The organism is Phyllobacterium sp. T2-21 (assembly GCF_055378485.1).
Genome location: NZ_AP027912.1, coordinates 1,906,024 through 1,920,299 on the forward strand (window position 1 = coordinate 1,906,024; position 14,276 = coordinate 1,920,299).

Sequence of the window (14,276 nt, forward strand, 5' to 3'; positions counted from 1 at the left end):
CCGTGGCTGAAAAAACTGTCTCCGCCGAGTCTGGCAAAACGCTGCAGACCATCCGCAATCTTTGGACCTATATGTGGCCGGATGAACGTCCCGACCTGAAGATGCGGGTCGTCTGGGCCTCGTTCTACCTGCTGATTTCCAAGGTCATCCTCATTCTGGTGCCCTATTTCTTCAAATGGGCGACCAATGCCTTGAACGGCAAGTTCGTGCCGTCCGATCTCTTGCCGCTCATTCTCGTCGGCCCGCTGATGCTGGTGGCCGCCTACAATGCCGCGCGCATCATTCAGGCAGGCTTGAACCAGCTGCGCGATGCGCTGTTTGCCAGTGTCGGGCAATATGCCGTGCGCAAGCTTGCCTACCGGACATTCGTGCACATGCACAACCTGTCCCTGCGCTTCCACGTCGAGCGGCGCACCGGCGGCCTGTCGCGCATCATCGAGCGCGGCACCAAGGGCATTGAAACCATCGTCCGCTTCACCATCCTCAACACCGCGCCGACGATCATCGAATTCCTGCTGACCGCCGTGATTTTCGCGTTTGCCTATGGTCTGTCCTATCTCGCCGTGGTCGTGGCGACGGTCTGGCTCTACACCTGGTTCACCATCCGTGCCAGCGACTGGCGGATCAGCATCCGCCGCGACATGAACGATTCCGACACGGACGCCAACACCAAGGCCATCGACTCGCTCCTGAACTTCGAAACCGTCAAATACTTCGGCAATGAACAGATGGAGGCCAGCCGCTTCGATGCGGCCATGGCGCGCTACGAGATTTCCGCGACCCGCATCTGGACGTCGCTCGGCTGGCTGAATTTCGGCCAGTCGGTGATTTTCGGCATCGGCATGGCGGTCATGATGATCATGTCGGGCAGGGAGGTGCTGGCCGGCACGCAGACCCTCGGCGATTTCGTCTTCATCAATGCCATGCTCATGCAGCTTTCCATTCCGCTCAATTTCATCGGCTTCATCTACCGCGAAGTACGGCAGGGCCTGACCGATATCGAACAGATGTTCGACCTTCTCGATGTCGAGCAGGAGGTGACCGACAAGCCCGGTGCCAGGCCGCTGGTGATCGAGCGCGGCGCCGTGCGCTTTGACAATGTGAAGTTCGCCTACGATCCGAAGCGCCCGATCCTCAAGGGGGTGAGCTTCGAAGTTCCCGCCGGCAAGACCGTCGCCATTGTCGGCCCGTCCGGTGCCGGCAAATCCACCCTGTCGCGCCTGCTCTACCGCTTCTACGATATCCAGGGCGGTTCGATCAGCATTGACGGCCAGGATATCCGCGACGTGACGCAGGAAAGCCTGCGCGCGGTGATCGGCATGGTGCCGCAGGATACGGTGCTGTTCAACGATACCATCGCCTACAACGTCCGCTATGGCCGCATCACGGCGACGGAAGAGGAAGTGCGCAACGCGGCGGAACTCGCCCAGATCGGCAGTTTCATCCAGAGCCTGCCGGAAGGCTACAATGCCATGGTCGGCGAGCGCGGCCTGAAACTCTCCGGCGGTGAAAAGCAGCGCGTTGCCATTGCCCGCACCATTTTGAAGGCACCGCCGATCCTGATCCTCGACGAGGCCACCTCGGCGCTCGACAGCGCCACCGAACATGAAATCCAGGCTTCGCTCGATCTGGTCAGCCGCGACCGCACCACGCTGGTGATCGCCCACCGCCTGTCGACGATCATCGGTGCCGACGAGATCATCGTGCTCAAGGATGGCGTGATTGCCGAACGCGGCCGCCATGCGGCGCTTTTGGCCGAAAACGGCCTCTATGCCTCCATGTGGAACCGCCAGCGCGAGGCAACCGAGGCCGAAGAACGCCTGCGCAAGGTGCGCGAGGAGGACGATCTGGGTGTCGTCGTTCGCGGCAAACCCGCACTCGACGTCGCCGTCGAGCCGTGAAAAGTCGCAGCCAGCAAAAGTCCGCCACTGAAGAATTCTGCTGATGACCGGTGCAAGCCGGGTTGAAAGGTTTGCCCCCGCTGCCAATCTCCGATAAGTAACGCGAAATTCCGGCGCGGCGTGTATGCTGCCCGGCGAACACCCGGCGCTGTCAGGAACAAAGCAATGAGCCTTGTCGATTCCATCCGCAACACTCTGGTCCCCATCCATCGGGAAGGTTATCCGTTCATCGCCGGGTTTGCCGGCGTGACCGTGGTTCTCGGTTATTTCTGGGAACCGCTGTTCTGGATCGGCCTCATCCTCACCGCCTGGTGCATCTATTTCTATCGCGATCCGCAGCGCGTCACCCCGACCAACGACCGGCTGGTGATCAGCCCTGCCGATGGCATCGTATCGTCCGTCGGGCCTGCCGTGCCGCCGCGCGAACTCAACCTCGGCGACCGCGAGATGACCCGCATTTCCGTGTTCATGAACGTGTTTTCCTGCCATATCAACCGCGCGCCGGTGCGCGGCCGCATCACCACCATTGTCCACAAGCCGGGCAAGTTCCTCAATGCGGAACTCGACAAGGCAAGCGCCGAGAACGAGCGCAACGGCCTGGTGATCGACAGCCCCAATGGCCGGCTTGCCGTGGTGCAGATTGCCGGTCTCGTGGCACGCCGCATTGTCTGCTGGGTCGATGAAAACAATTCCATTTCCATCGGCGAACGCTTTGGCCTGATCCGTTTCGGCTCGCGCGTGGACGTCTACCTGCCGGAAGGTTTTGCACCGCGCGTTGCCGTCGGCCAGACGGCCGTTGGCGGCGAGAGCGTGCTGGCGGAATTCGGCGGCGAGCCCAGCGCCCCGCTGGTCCGTATCAGCTGAGGCGCGCGGCATGAACGAACCCGAGACCGATCCGCTGTTCGATGAAAAGCCGCAGGTGCAGGAACCCACGGGTTCGCGCATCCCCATGCGCTACCTCGTGCCCAATGTCATTACGGTTCTGGCCATCTGCGCCGGTTTGACCGGCATCCGGCTGGCCTTCGAGAACCGCTTCGAGCTGGCGGTGTCGATGGTTCTTCTCGCCGCGTTCCTCGACGGCATTGACGGGCGCATCGCCCGCATGATGAAGGGTTCGACAAAATTCGGCGCGCAGATGGATTCGCTTGCCGATATCGTCAATTTCGGCGTGGCGCCTGCGCTGGTGCTCTATGCCTACATGCTGGATCAGGCCCGCTCCTTCGGCTGGATCGCCGCGCTGCTTTATTGCATTGCCTGCTGCCTGCGCCTGGCCCGTTTCAACGTGATGCTTGATGTGATCGGCAAACCGGCGTGGCAGGGTAATTTTTTCACCGGCGTTCCCGCCCCGGCGGGGGCGATGCTGGTGATGCTGCCGGTCTATCTCGGCTTTCTCGGCCTCGCGCCGACAAGGCCGCTGGCCTTTGCCGGCGCCGCCTATACCGTCTGCGTGGCGATCCTGATGATCAGCCGCCTGCCGGTGTTCAGCGGCAAGGCAGCCGGAACAAAACTCCGATCCGACTGGGTGATGCCGAGCTTCCTGTTCATCGTGGTCTATGTGGCATTCCTGATGAGCTACACGTGGCAGACGTTGACGCTGACGACCGTCGGCTTCTTCCTGAGCCTGCCGTTCAGCGCCCGCGCGTGGAAGCGGCACGAGGCGGCGGATGCCGCCGCCGCTGCCGAACCTGCCGCCGGTTCAGAGACACCGGCGTCCTGAAGGGATTGCAGGGGCCATCATGCGTGGTTCGACAAGCTCACCATGAGGGATGGAGTGGGCTGCACTGCAATCACAAGCGTTACAGAATAAAGCTCCCTGCCATCCTCCTCCTCCCTCATGGTGAGCTTGTCGAACCACGCACAAAGACTTTGCAGCACATCTATTGCGCTTTGAGCGTCCGGTTGAACGCGTCTGTGATCATATCGATCAGCTGCGCGTGAATGGCGCTGCGGGATCGCCCGCCGCCATCGTCGCACAGCGGTTCCGTTACGCCCTCAGCCTTCAGTTTGTCCGATGCACCGGCCTTGCACGCGGCAAACATGCTGAAATGGTTGGCATCCTCGATGCTTGCATAGCGCGCACCCGGAATGATGTCAGCCATCCACGACGCCTGCAGCGTGCGGGGAATGTCGCCTTTTCGACCGAGGTTCACGAGGTTGACGGGGATTGCGATGCCGGCAACACTTTCGGTTGTGAGCGTGTCCGACATGGCCGGGTCGATTGCAACTGCCGAGCGAATACGGTTGTCCCTATAGTCCAGGCCTGCCCGCTGCACATCGATCCTGTGCAGATCAACGCCGCTCTGTGCGAGCCATTCGCACAGGGAGTGGTTGCGCAGATCGGTATCGCAATAGGCCGCGAGGCGTTGCTGGTCCATGCGGGCGCCTGCCACCGCAAGGGCGGTGTAGCCACCCATGGAAAGGCCGAGCGCGCCGACGTTTTTCCAGTCGATCCGGTCGCGGAAAACCGTTCCGGTTTTCAACGCATCCAGGGTCGCGGTAAAATCCGCTGGCCGCAGCCAAAGCTTCATCGTCTCGCTTGCCGATGTGTTTCCGCTCTGATTTCCCGGGTGATTTGGCGCGGCGACAATGTATCCCTGCCGCGCCAATGGGGCGGCAATCCAGCCCGTGGCTTGCGCATTGCCGGCAATGCCGGTGCCGTGGGAAAGCAGGATGAGCGGAAATTTCCCCTCAACAGGCGGTGCATCGCGCATGCTGGCGGTCCCCGTGAAAAGCGGGGTATCGCCCAGCAGGACTTCTTCGCCGCCGGTCCGTGCCGGATACCAGACCGTCACATCGAGATCGGTTCCGCGCTCTTTCGAGGGAACGGCGATTTGCCGAACACCAGCAATCTGGTCGGCAAGCGCCTGTTGAAGAGGCCAAAACACACTCAAAATAACCAGAGCTGCGGCACTGAAAAATCGCATGATAATATTCCTTGTTTCGAGAGGTGGAGATCAGCGGATGGTCACGCGGGCATAATCGCTTTTGATGCTGATCGCGGGTTTGGCGCCGGGTGTGCTGTCACGCTTGCTGTCGACGAGGGATGCCTTGGCATCCACGGCGTAGCTGATGGGAACGTCCTTGCCGAAGCTGAAGGAGGCGTCGAGCGCGCGGGAATCGAGCCGGATGATCTCGCTGCTGCTGACGCGGATAAAGCGCAGGTCGCTGCGCACGGCGTCACCCGAAATATCAAGGCTCGCCGCGTGCCCATCCAGCGCAAAATCCGCCGCATGGCCTTTGATGCGCACGGCACCATAGTCACCGGTCAGCCGGGCCTGCAGTGCCGCCTGTTCGATGCTGACATCGCTGTCGGCAGGCAGGCTGGCACGGATCAGCACCTCGCAGTCGGAAAGGCTGAGCAGCGGCGCATTGACCACGTGGATGCGCAGCGTCCGTTCCCTGACCTCCATGGTGGTGCGGGTGGCGCATTGATCGGCGAACCAGCTCGAATACCAGCCGGAGAACCAGCCGGACCGTGTGCTGTTGACGCGGGCCTGATAGGGCGCGCCATCGCCTGCGGTGAACACGATGCGGCTGGCTTCCCCCGTAATGGCGACGCTGTTGATCGCGCCGATATCGAGCGGCGGCTTGACTTGGTCGGCGGCGCTGGGGGTTACGGTTCCGAAGAGAAGCAGAATGGCGGTGATAAGGCTCAGCATGATGGGCTCCTGTGGCTTGGCATGGCAACCAGAGGAGGGCGCTATCCGCTGAAATTCGACCTTGATCACAATTCAGGTCGTCCGCGATCGCGTTTCAGGACATAGTGGGCCTCGTCCACTCGTCCCGGTCGCAGGTTCCATGCTGTTTGTTCCATTGCCGTTTGTCGTCGCCGTCCTGCTTGTCGTTCTTCTCGTCCAGATGATCCGGCGAAGCGACGGCAATGACAGGAATCCGTTCTTCCTCGCCTTGGTGTCGGTCTATGCGCTGCAATCGGTGGTGATCGGGGTGCGCTGGGGGTACGATGTGCTGGAGGTCTTGCCGGTCCAGGCCGTGCTCGCCGTCATCATCGCCACGCTGGCATGGCTGAGTTTTGACGGCCTGCGCAGCGAGCGGCCGCCAAGAGAACGTCCGTGGCTGCTGCTGCACCTCTTGCCGACGCTTGTGGTCACCGGTCTCATTGCCTTCTGGCCGGCGCCGGTCTCGCTGGCCATCATCCTGGTGTTCGCGGGCTATGGCATTGCGCTCTGCCGTCTCGCCTTTACCGGGCCCGACGCGTTGGGTTCATCCCGATTGGACGGCGTCATCAGCGCCTACCGGGCATTGCAGGTGACAGCCTTTGCCGTTTCCAGTTCCGCGGTCATCGATATCGTCATCAGCTGGGATTTTGCCCAGTCGGGCGGCAGCCATTCCGCCCGCATCGTTGCCATCGGCAATGTCCTGGCCCTGCTCGTCCTCGGGAGCGCGGCCACGGTCGCGGGAACCAGCCGCCCGGAGGAACGGGACGAAACAATCGCGGAAGAGGGCGCGTCTCCGGTGCTGCCCAGCGCCGAAGATACGGAAATCGCCGCCGCGCTCGATCGGCTGATGCAGGCGCGGGAACTCTACCGGGATGTCGATCTCAACCTGAACCGTCTGGCGCGCAAGATGAACCTGCCGGCCCGGCAGGTGTCGACGGCCGTCAACCGGGTCAAGGCGATGAGCGTTTCGCACTATGTCAATGATTACCGGGTGAGGGAGGCCTGCCGCCTGTTGGCGGATACGGATCGTGCGGTCACCGGTATCATGTTCGATGCCGGGTTTCAGACCAAGTCCAACTTCAACCGCGAGTTCCTGCGTGTCACCGGCATGAGCCCGAAGGCCTGGCGCGCCAGGGCGCTTGCCGCCGACAAATCCGGCGCGGCGATTATCCGCCTCGCCGGATGATCAGTTGCAGATCCATCTGTGCGTGGTTCGACAAGCTCACCATGAGGGAAGTGGTCTGATGCCAGGTCAACTACAAACGTCGCAGAATACAGCGCCCTACAGCCTACTCTATCCCTCATGGTGAGCTTGTCGAACCACGCACCATGATGAATGTACAATCTAGCTCGGGTCGTTGTAACCCAGCAGCTTGCCGGCGCGCACGTCGTAGAGCTTGCCCGTGGCGTCGATCCTCGGATCGAGGATGAGCGCGATCTTGGCCGCCACCTCCGCCGCAGTCGGCAGTGTGTCGGGGTCTTCGCCCGGTACGGCCTGCGCCCGCATCGCGGTGCGTGTCGCGCCGGGGTTGACCGAATTGATACGCAGTTTTGTCTGGCGCGCTTCCTCGGCCCAGCTGCGGCCCATCACCTCGACAGCGGCCTTGGATGCCGCATAGGGCCCCCAATAGGCGCGGGCGGAGTGGGCAACGCCTGACGACAGCAGCACCGCACGGCCCGCCTCGGAAAGCTTCAGCAGCGGGTCGGTGCTGCGGATCAGCCGCCAGACGCTGGTCACATTGATGTTCATCAGCTTGTCGAAGACTTTTGCCTCGACATGGCCGATCGGCGAAATCGTGCCAAGGATACCGGCATTGGCGACGAGAATGTCGAGCCTGCCCCAGCGCTCATGGATGGAGCCGCCGAGCCGGTCGATGGCAGGCATGTCGGTCAGGTCGAGCGGGACCAGCGTCGCCGTGCCGCCCGCAGCCTTGATTTCGTCGTCCAGCTCTTCCAGGCCGCCCACCGTGCGGGCGACGGCAATCACATGCGCACCGCGCGCTGCCAGGTCTTTGGCAAGGAAATAACCGATGCCGCGGGATGCGCCGGTGACAAGCGCGAGCTTGCCGTCCAGCCGGAAACTGCCGTCAGAAATCATGAATGGGAACTCAACCGTTAGCCGTTGTTTGCGAGAAGCGAGAACTGGCGCACATTGCTGATGCCGTCCCGGTCAACCAGCCGGGTCGGGTAATCGCCAGTGAAGTAGTGGTCGGTGAACAGCGGCGCCTGTGCGTCGCGCGGTGCCCCGCTGACCGCCCTGTACAGCCCGTCGATGGACAGGAATTCCAGCGAATCCGCGCCGATATATTTGCACATGGAGGCAAGGGTCGCGTGCTGGTTGGCCAGCAGCTTGTCCGCATCCGGCGTATCGATGCCGTAGAAATCCGGATGATAGATCATCGGGCTGGCGACGCGGATATGCACTTCCCGCGCCCCGGCATCGCGGATCATCTGCACGATCTTGACCGATGTGGTGCCGCGCACGATGGAATCGTCGACCAGCACCACGCGCTTGCCTTCGATCACGGCCCGGTTGGCCGAATGCTTCAGCTTGACGCCGAAGGCGCGGATCGACTGGGTCGGCTCGATGAAGGTACGGCCGACATAATGGTTGCGGATGATGCCGAGCTCGAACGGAATGCCGCTCGCCTGGGCAAAGCCGATGGCCGCAGGCGTGCCACCGTCGGGAACCGGGACGACGACGTCGGCGTCCAGCGGTGCTTCCTTGGCCAGGTTGATGCCCATGTTCTTGCGGGCCGTATAGACATTGCGGCCGCCGACAATGGAATCCGGGCGGGCAAAGTAGACATATTCGAACAGGCAGATGCGTTCGGGCTTTGGCGCCTGCGGCTTGAAGGCTTCGATGCTGATCGTGCCGTCGCTCTGGATTTCGCAGACGACGACTTCGCCGTTCTCGATGTCACGCACGAACTTCGCGCCGATGATGTCGAGCGCGCAGCTTTCGGAGGCAAAGATCGGCTTGCCGTCGAGATCGCCCATGACGAGCGGCCGGATGCCGATCGGATCGCGCGCGGCGATCAGCTTGGTGCGGGTGAGGGCGAGCATGGCATAGCCGCCTTCCATCTGGCGGATCGCATCGACGAAACGGTCGCTCGACGATGTGCTGCGCGAACGGGCGATGAGATGCAACACCACTTCCGTGTCGGAATTGGACTGGCAGATCGCGCCGTCGGCGATCAGCTTGCGGCGCATGGTCAGGCCGTTGGTGAAATTGCCGTTATGGGCAATGGCGATGCCGCCGATTTCCAGTTCGGCAAACAGCGGCTGCACATTGCGCAGCGCCGGATCGCCGGTTGTGGAATAGCGCACATGGCCGATGGCGCGGTCGCCAGGCAGCTGTGCCAGCGTGGCCGGGTTGGTGTAATGGTCGCCGACAAGACCCATGCGGCGCTCCGAGCAGAACTGCTTGCCATCATAGGAGACGATACCCGCCGCTTCCTGCCCGCGATGCTGCAGGGCATGCAGACCCAGCGCCGTCAGCGTGGCGGCATCGGGGTGCCCCAAAATGCCAAACACACCGCACTCTTCATGCAGTGTGTCGTCGTCAAGGGACATGAGAGGGGTCTCATCACGAAAAATGTCGGTCATTACCGCAAGCCTTTCGCCGCAGATTCAACTATAAGATCTGTCATTCCATTATGCCACACTATGTGGGGTATTACCACGCAAACGCCAAGTTAACCGTTTGTCGCACCCGGCAGCCCGTCAGGGCTTCGGTGTCGTGCCTTCCGGCGGGATGTCTTCCTTGGGTTCAGGTGCCGTCGTTGCGTCCGGAGTATGGCTCGAGCCGGGCTTCAAACGCTTCAGAATGGTTGATTCCGGGTCTTCCGGTAAAAGGCTGATCAGCTTTGCGCCGAGCGAGTCGATCATCGGCTTGGACTTGGCCTGCGCCACCCAGGCGGGCTGGTTGTCCGTGACGAGCCAGTTGAAGAACAGCATCGCGACAACCACGAGAAGAACGCCGCGCGCCGCACCGAAGAGGAAGCCGAGCGTGCGGTCGAGCGCGCCGATGCGGCTGTCGATGATGAAATCGGCAATCTTCATGGTGATGACGGAAACGATGATCAGCGTGACGATGAAGACGATACCGGCCGCCGCGATCTGGGCGATGGTCTCATTGCTGATATAGGGCGCGAGGAAGGGGACGACCGGCTTGTAGAAGAGATAGGCGGCCGCGGCCGCCGCTGCCCATGACACGACGGACAGCACTTCGCGCGAAAAGCCGCGCACCATGGCGAGAACCGCCGAAACGAGGGTGATGCCCAAAAGAATTCCGTCTAGCAACGTAATAGGCATTTACATGTATCCCCAATCCAATTCCGACCTGCACACCCTCTCGGGAGGACTGTGCCGCGTCAGTCGTCGCGTTTCGTTTTACCGGGTCCCGACGCCGCAATCCGGGCCACAAGGTCCGGCAGCGACGCGGTCTCGGTCAGATGCGCATTGCGTCCCTTCGGCACGTCGTTGCTTCCCTTGGGAAGAACAGCCTGCTTGAACCCAAGCTTCTCTGCTTCCTTCAGCCGCTGCACCGCATGCGCCACCGGGCGAACGGCGCCAGACAAGCTGACTTCGCCGAAATAGACGCAATCGGCCGGAAGGGCAATACCGGCAATGGAGGAAACCAGTGCAGATGCCACCGCAAGATCGGCTGCAGGCTCGGAAATCCGGTATCCGCCCGCCACATTCAGGTAAACATCGTGCTGGCCGAACCGCACGCCGCAATGGGCTTCCAGGACCGCCAGAATCATCGAAAGGCGGCCGCCGTCCCAGCCGACGACGGCGCGGCGCGGTGTGCCGAGCGTCGAGGGCGCCACCAGCGCCTGAATTTCCACAAGCACCGGCCGGGTGCCTTCCATCCCGGCAAAAACCGCGGCGCCCGGCGATTTGTCATTGCGTTCGCCGAGAAAAAGCTCTGACGGGTTGGCAACTTCGCGCAATCCGCGGTCGGACATTTCAAACACGCCGATCTCGTCGGTCGGGCCGAAACGGTTCTTCACCGTGCGCAGGATGCGGTAGTGATGGCCGCCTTCGCCTTCGAAATACAGCACCGCATCCACCATGTGCTCGACAACGCGCGGCCCGGCGATCTGGCCGTCCTTGGTGACGTGGCCGACGAGGACCACGGCGGCGCCGGTCTGCTTGGCAAAGCGGATCATTGCCTGCGCGCCGGCGCGCACCTGCGTGACTGTGCCGGGGGCCGAATCGGCGGCATCCGTCCACAGGGTCTGGATCGAATCGATGATGATGAGGTCGGGCCGCTTGGAATCGGAAATGGTGGCGAGGATGTCCTCGACATTGGTTTCGGCGGCCAGAAGCACATCGGTGTCGGCGGCATGCAGGCGCTGCGCCCGCAGGCGGATCTGCGCCACCGCTTCTTCGCCCGAGACATAGATGACCTTGTGGCCCTGCCGCGCCAGTGCCGCCGCCGCCTGGGTCAGCAGGGTGGATTTGCCGATGCCGGGGTCGCCACCCACCAGAATGGCCGAGCCGCGCACGAAACCGCCGCCGGTGACCCGGTCGAGCTCGCCGATGCCGGAGTGGATGCGCGGCGCGTCCTCGATCTCGCCGGACAGCGAGGTGAGGGCGACGGCGCGGCCCTTGCGGCCGGACAGCTTGCCGGGACCACTGCCGATGCCGCCCGCCGTGCCTTCTTCGACCAGCGTGTTCCATTCACCGCAGGAATCGCACTTGCCGGCCCAGCGCGTATGCACGGCACCGCAGTTCTGGCAGATGAATTGAATTCTTGCCTTGGCCATCAGGCGTCTTTTCCGGAATAGAGGTAGCGGCGGTGATAGCGGTTTCCAAGGCTGGTCAACAGCTCGAAGCCGATGGAGCCCGCGGCGCGCGCCGCGTCATCCAGGGCGATGTTGCCGCCGAACAGCTCGACATGATCGCCGGGTTTGACGGCGTCCTCGGGAAGATCGGTAATGTCGAACGATGTCAGGTCCATGGTCACCCGGCCGATCACCGGCACCTTGCGTCCGGCAACAAAGCCTTCGCCGCCCTTGGGCACGACGCTGCGCAGGGGCGTGCCGCTGCCCGACAGCGAGCGCAGATAGCCGTCGGCGTAGCCGGTCGAGCAGACGGCAATCCGGGTGTCGCGTTCCAAGAGCGCGGTGGCGCCGTAGCCCGCCGTCTCGCCTTTGGGGCTGGTGCGGATCTGCACGATGCGCGCTTCCAGCGTCACCACGGGGCGCATGGGATTGGCGACGCCGGCCAGCGCCTCGCCGCCATACATGGCAATGCCCGGACGGCTCAGGTCGCCGCCATTGCTGATCGTGTGAAAAATGCCGGATGAGTTGGACGCGCTTGATTCAATGCCTGCAAAAGCGGTGCGAAGCGTTTGAAATGACTCGATCTGCTGCCGGGTGAGGCGATGGCCGGGTTCATCGCCGGTCGCCAGATGCGTCATCACCAGCACCGGCATTTCGCGGCCAGCGGCAGCAAGGTCGAGTGCTTCGGCCATGGTCAGTCCCAGCCGATTCATGCCGGTATCCACGTGCAGGGCATAGGGCAGCGTCAATCCGCTCGCGGCATTGGCGCGGCTCCACAGGCCGATTTCGTGCAGCGAGCCGAGGACCGGGATCAGCCCCGATGCTTCGAACACCGGGCGCGCGTCGGCAAACAGGCCGTTCAGAACGAAAACCCGTGCATCCGGCGCGACAGCCTTGACCCGCAGGCCTTCCTCGACCAGCGCCACGAAGAAGGTCCGGCAGCCGGCGTCGCGCAGGACAGGCACGACATGGCCGATGCCGAGCCCGTAGGCGTCAGCCTTGACGACAGCGCTCGCCTGCGCCGGTTTCGATTTTTCCGCAAGGAACATCCAGTTGGCCACGAGCGCATCGAGATCGATGGTAAGCCGCCCGCCCGCGAGACGGGGATCGGCGCCTGCGGTGGTGACGTGAGGTTTTGTGCTGTTCAATTGATTACTCGAAGCGTTCTGGCAGGTGTGAATCTTCCGCAAGGTCGGTGAACCGGGTGAATTCCGCCTGGAAGGCCAGCTTCACCGTGCCCGTCGGGCCGTGACGCTGCTTGGCGATGATGACTTCCGCCTTGCCCATGGCCTCCTTGAGGTCGGCCTGCCACTTGAAATGCTCCTCGGTGCCTTCCTTCGGCTCCTTGTTCTTGATGTAGTATTCGTCGCGATAAACGAAGATCACCACGTCGGCGTCCTGCTCGATCGACCCGGATTCGCGCAGGTCGGAGAGCTGCGGGCGCTTGTCTTCGCGGCTTTCCACCTGACGGGAGAGCTGTGACAGCGCGATGATCGGCGTGTTGAGTTCCTTGCCGAGTGCTTTGAGGCCCGTGGTGATTTCGGTGATTTCCTGAACGCGGTTTTCCGAAGCCTTTTTGGACGAGCCCTGCATCAGCTGAATATAGTCGATGACCAGAACGTCAAGGCCGCGCTGGCGCTTCAAACGCCGGGCACGGGCGGCCAGCTGGGCAATGGAAATACCACCGGTCTGGTCGATGTAGAGTGGCACCTTCTGCATGTGCTGCGAGCAGGCGACGAGCTTTTCGAATTCGGCCTCGTTGATTTCACCGCGGCGGATTTTCGATGAACTGATCTCCGACTGCTCGGAAATGATACGGGTCGCCAGCTGTTCCGACGACATTTCGAGCGAGAAGAAGCCGACAACGCCGCCATTCTTGGCCTTGATCGTCCCGTCCGCCAGTTGCTCGGACTCGTAAGCCGCCGCGATATTGAAGGCGATGTTGGTGGCAAGCGAGGTCTTGCCCATGCCGGGTCGTCCTGCAAGCACGATCAGATCCGACGGCTGCAGGCCGCCCATGCGGTTGTCGAGAGAATGGATGCCGGTGGAAACGCCGGACAGGTGCCCGTCGCGCATGAAGGCGGCGTTTGCCATGTCCACGGCGGTTTTCACCGCATCGGTGAAGGTCTGGAAGCCGCCATCGTAGCGGCCGGTTTCCGCCAGTTCGAACAGGCGGCGCTCGGCATCCTCGATCTGGCCTTGCGGCGCCACGTCCACCGGCGCGTCATAGGCGATATTGACCATGTCCTCGCCGATGGTGATCAGCGCGCGGCGCGTGGCAAGATCGTAGATGGCGCGGCCATAGTCCTCGGCATTGATGATGGTCACGGCTTCGGCGGCAAGGCGCGCCAGATACTGCATCACCGTCATCTCGCCGACTTTTTCCTCCACGGGCAGGAACGTCTTCAGCGTCACGGGATTGGCCATTTTGCCCATGCGGATCATGTCCGACGACACGTCGAAAATCTTGCGGTGCAGCGGTTCGTAGAAATGCACGGGCTTGAGGAAGTCGGAAACGCGGTAAAACGCATCATTGTTGATGAGAATGGCCCCGAGCAGCGCCTGTTCGGCCTCGATATTGTTCGGTGCCTCGCGGTAGAGCTTGTCCGCGTTTTCCCGTACCTCGATGAATTTGCGTGCTGCCTCAGCCATGGTATTTTTTCCCGTTCGAATTAACTATGGCCTGCGCCGCGAATCCTAGGCAATGCAGGTAACAACCTTAGACCCCGCTATCCACAGAGGGGAAAAAGATTGGCCACGTCTCTTGCGCGATTCGCATTTGCTGATTCTAGGCTATTCGGCAGCCCGTGGGGAGGCTTAAGCGCGTTCTCCTGCCAATGTCCACCGCGCACTTGGTAGAATATGCCGCCACGATGCGAAAACCGGGCGCGATTCATGCTTTG

12 protein-coding genes are annotated in these 14,276 nt (G+C 62.3%); 4 read left to right on the forward strand and 8 right to left on the reverse strand.

Annotated features, from left to right (window positions below; translation table 11 throughout):
- Nucleotides 1-2: 2 nt before the first annotated feature.
- From ACZ5FP_RS09550 to pssA, 3 genes are all read left to right on the forward strand, one after another.
- A complete protein-coding gene (locus ACZ5FP_RS09550) occupies nt 3-1,901 on the forward strand; it encodes an ABCB family ABC transporter ATP-binding protein/permease (protein WP_464659781.1) in 1,899 nt (632 codons plus the stop codon).
- Between the two features lie 165 nt (nt 1,902-2,066).
- Nucleotides 2,067-2,765, forward strand: a complete 699-nt coding sequence (locus ACZ5FP_RS09555) for a phosphatidylserine decarboxylase (protein WP_464659783.1) — start codon at nt 2,067-2,069, stop codon at nt 2,763-2,765.
- 85 nt (nt 2,766-2,850) lie between these two features.
- Nucleotides 2,851-3,618, forward strand: coding sequence for a CDP-diacylglycerol--serine O-phosphatidyltransferase (pssA, locus tag ACZ5FP_RS09560; RefSeq protein ID WP_464663232.1), 768 nt, complete (start codon nt 2,851-2,853; stop codon nt 3,616-3,618).
- Between the two features lie 160 nt (nt 3,619-3,778).
- Here the strand turns inward: pssA and ACZ5FP_RS09565 are convergent, their stop codons facing one another.
- Both ACZ5FP_RS09565 and ACZ5FP_RS09570 read right to left on the reverse strand, forming a co-directional pair.
- Entirely contained in the window at nt 3,779-4,825 is a 1,047-nt protein-coding gene (locus ACZ5FP_RS09565) for an alpha/beta hydrolase family protein (RefSeq protein WP_464659785.1), read from the reverse strand.
- 30 nt (nt 4,826-4,855) lie between these two features.
- The gene (locus tag ACZ5FP_RS09570) at nt 4,856-5,560 is read right to left on the reverse strand and encodes a hypothetical protein (protein WP_464659787.1); all 705 of its coding nucleotides are present in this window, start codon (nt 5,558-5,560) and stop codon (nt 4,856-4,858) included.
- A 139-nt stretch (nt 5,561-5,699) separates the two neighbouring features.
- Between ACZ5FP_RS09570 and ACZ5FP_RS09575 the strand changes: the two genes are divergently transcribed.
- A complete protein-coding gene (locus ACZ5FP_RS09575) occupies nt 5,700-6,764 on the forward strand; it encodes a helix-turn-helix domain-containing protein (protein WP_464659789.1) in 1,065 nt (354 codons plus the stop codon).
- A gap of 159 nt (nt 6,765-6,923) precedes the next feature.
- On the opposite strand, the gene ACZ5FP_RS09580 is transcribed toward ACZ5FP_RS09575, so the two are convergent.
- The 6 genes from ACZ5FP_RS09580 to ACZ5FP_RS09605 all read right to left on the reverse strand — a co-directional run bounded on the left by ACZ5FP_RS09580 (nt 6,924) and on the right by ACZ5FP_RS09605 (nt 14,025).
- A complete protein-coding gene (locus tag ACZ5FP_RS09580) occupies nt 6,924-7,676 on the reverse strand; it encodes an SDR family NAD(P)-dependent oxidoreductase (RefSeq protein WP_223611252.1) in 753 nt (250 codons plus the stop codon).
- A gap of 17 nt (nt 7,677-7,693) precedes the next feature.
- Nucleotides 7,694-9,187, reverse strand: a complete 1,494-nt coding sequence (gene purF, locus ACZ5FP_RS09585; RefSeq protein ID WP_464659791.1) for an amidophosphoribosyltransferase — start codon at nt 9,185-9,187, stop codon at nt 7,694-7,696.
- Between the two features lie 117 nt (nt 9,188-9,304).
- Nucleotides 9,305-9,895 (reverse strand): CvpA family protein, encoded by a 591-nt coding sequence (locus ACZ5FP_RS09590; RefSeq protein ID WP_105735815.1) that lies wholly within the window; start codon nt 9,893-9,895, stop codon nt 9,305-9,307.
- A 59-nt stretch (nt 9,896-9,954) separates the two neighbouring features.
- Entirely contained in the window at nt 9,955-11,355 is a 1,401-nt protein-coding gene (radA, locus tag ACZ5FP_RS09595; protein WP_346304874.1) for a DNA repair protein RadA, read from the reverse strand.
- Entirely contained in the window at nt 11,355-12,521 is a 1,167-nt protein-coding gene (gene alr, locus ACZ5FP_RS09600; protein WP_464659793.1) for an alanine racemase, read from the reverse strand. The genes radA and alr overlap by 1 nt, the downstream gene beginning before the upstream one ends.
- Nucleotides 12,522-12,525: 4 nt before the next feature.
- Nucleotides 12,526-14,025, reverse strand: a complete 1,500-nt coding sequence (locus ACZ5FP_RS09605) for a replicative DNA helicase (protein WP_464659795.1) — start codon at nt 14,023-14,025, stop codon at nt 12,526-12,528.
- Nucleotides 14,026-14,276: the final 251 nt, after the last annotated feature.

What these genes read in the sequence shown, in the direction of transcription:
- ACZ5FP_RS09555 (WP_464659783.1), top strand. Translation starts at nt 2,067, where the DNA reads ATGAGCCTTGTCGATTCCATCCGCAACACTCTGGTCCCCATCCATCGG.
- pssA (WP_464663232.1), top strand. Translation starts at nt 2,851, where the DNA reads ATGCGCTACCTCGTGCCCAATGTCATTACGGTTCTGGCCATCTGCGCC.
- ACZ5FP_RS09565 (WP_464659785.1), bottom strand. Translation starts at nt 4,825, where the DNA reads ATGCGATTTTTCAGTGCCGCAGCTCTGGTTATTTTGAGTGTGTTTTGG.
- ACZ5FP_RS09570 (WP_464659787.1), bottom strand. Translation starts at nt 5,560, where the DNA reads ATGCTGAGCCTTATCACCGCCATTCTGCTTCTCTTCGGAACCGTAACC.
- ACZ5FP_RS09575 (WP_464659789.1), top strand. Translation starts at nt 5,700, where the DNA reads ATGCTGTTTGTTCCATTGCCGTTTGTCGTCGCCGTCCTGCTTGTCGTT.
- ACZ5FP_RS09580 (WP_223611252.1), bottom strand. Translation starts at nt 7,676, where the DNA reads ATGATTTCTGACGGCAGTTTCCGGCTGGACGGCAAGCTCGCGCTTGTC.
- purF (WP_464659791.1), bottom strand. Translation starts at nt 9,187, where the DNA reads ATGACCGACATTTTTCGTGATGAGACCCCTCTCATGTCCCTTGACGAC.
- ACZ5FP_RS09590 (WP_105735815.1), bottom strand. Translation starts at nt 9,895, where the DNA reads ATGCCTATTACGTTGCTAGACGGAATTCTTTTGGGCATCACCCTCGTT.
- radA (WP_346304874.1), bottom strand. Translation starts at nt 11,355, where the DNA reads ATGGCCAAGGCAAGAATTCAATTCATCTGCCAGAACTGCGGTGCCGTG.
- ACZ5FP_RS09605 (WP_464659795.1), bottom strand. Translation starts at nt 14,025, where the DNA reads ATGGCTGAGGCAGCACGCAAATTCATCGAGGTACGGGAAAACGCGGAC.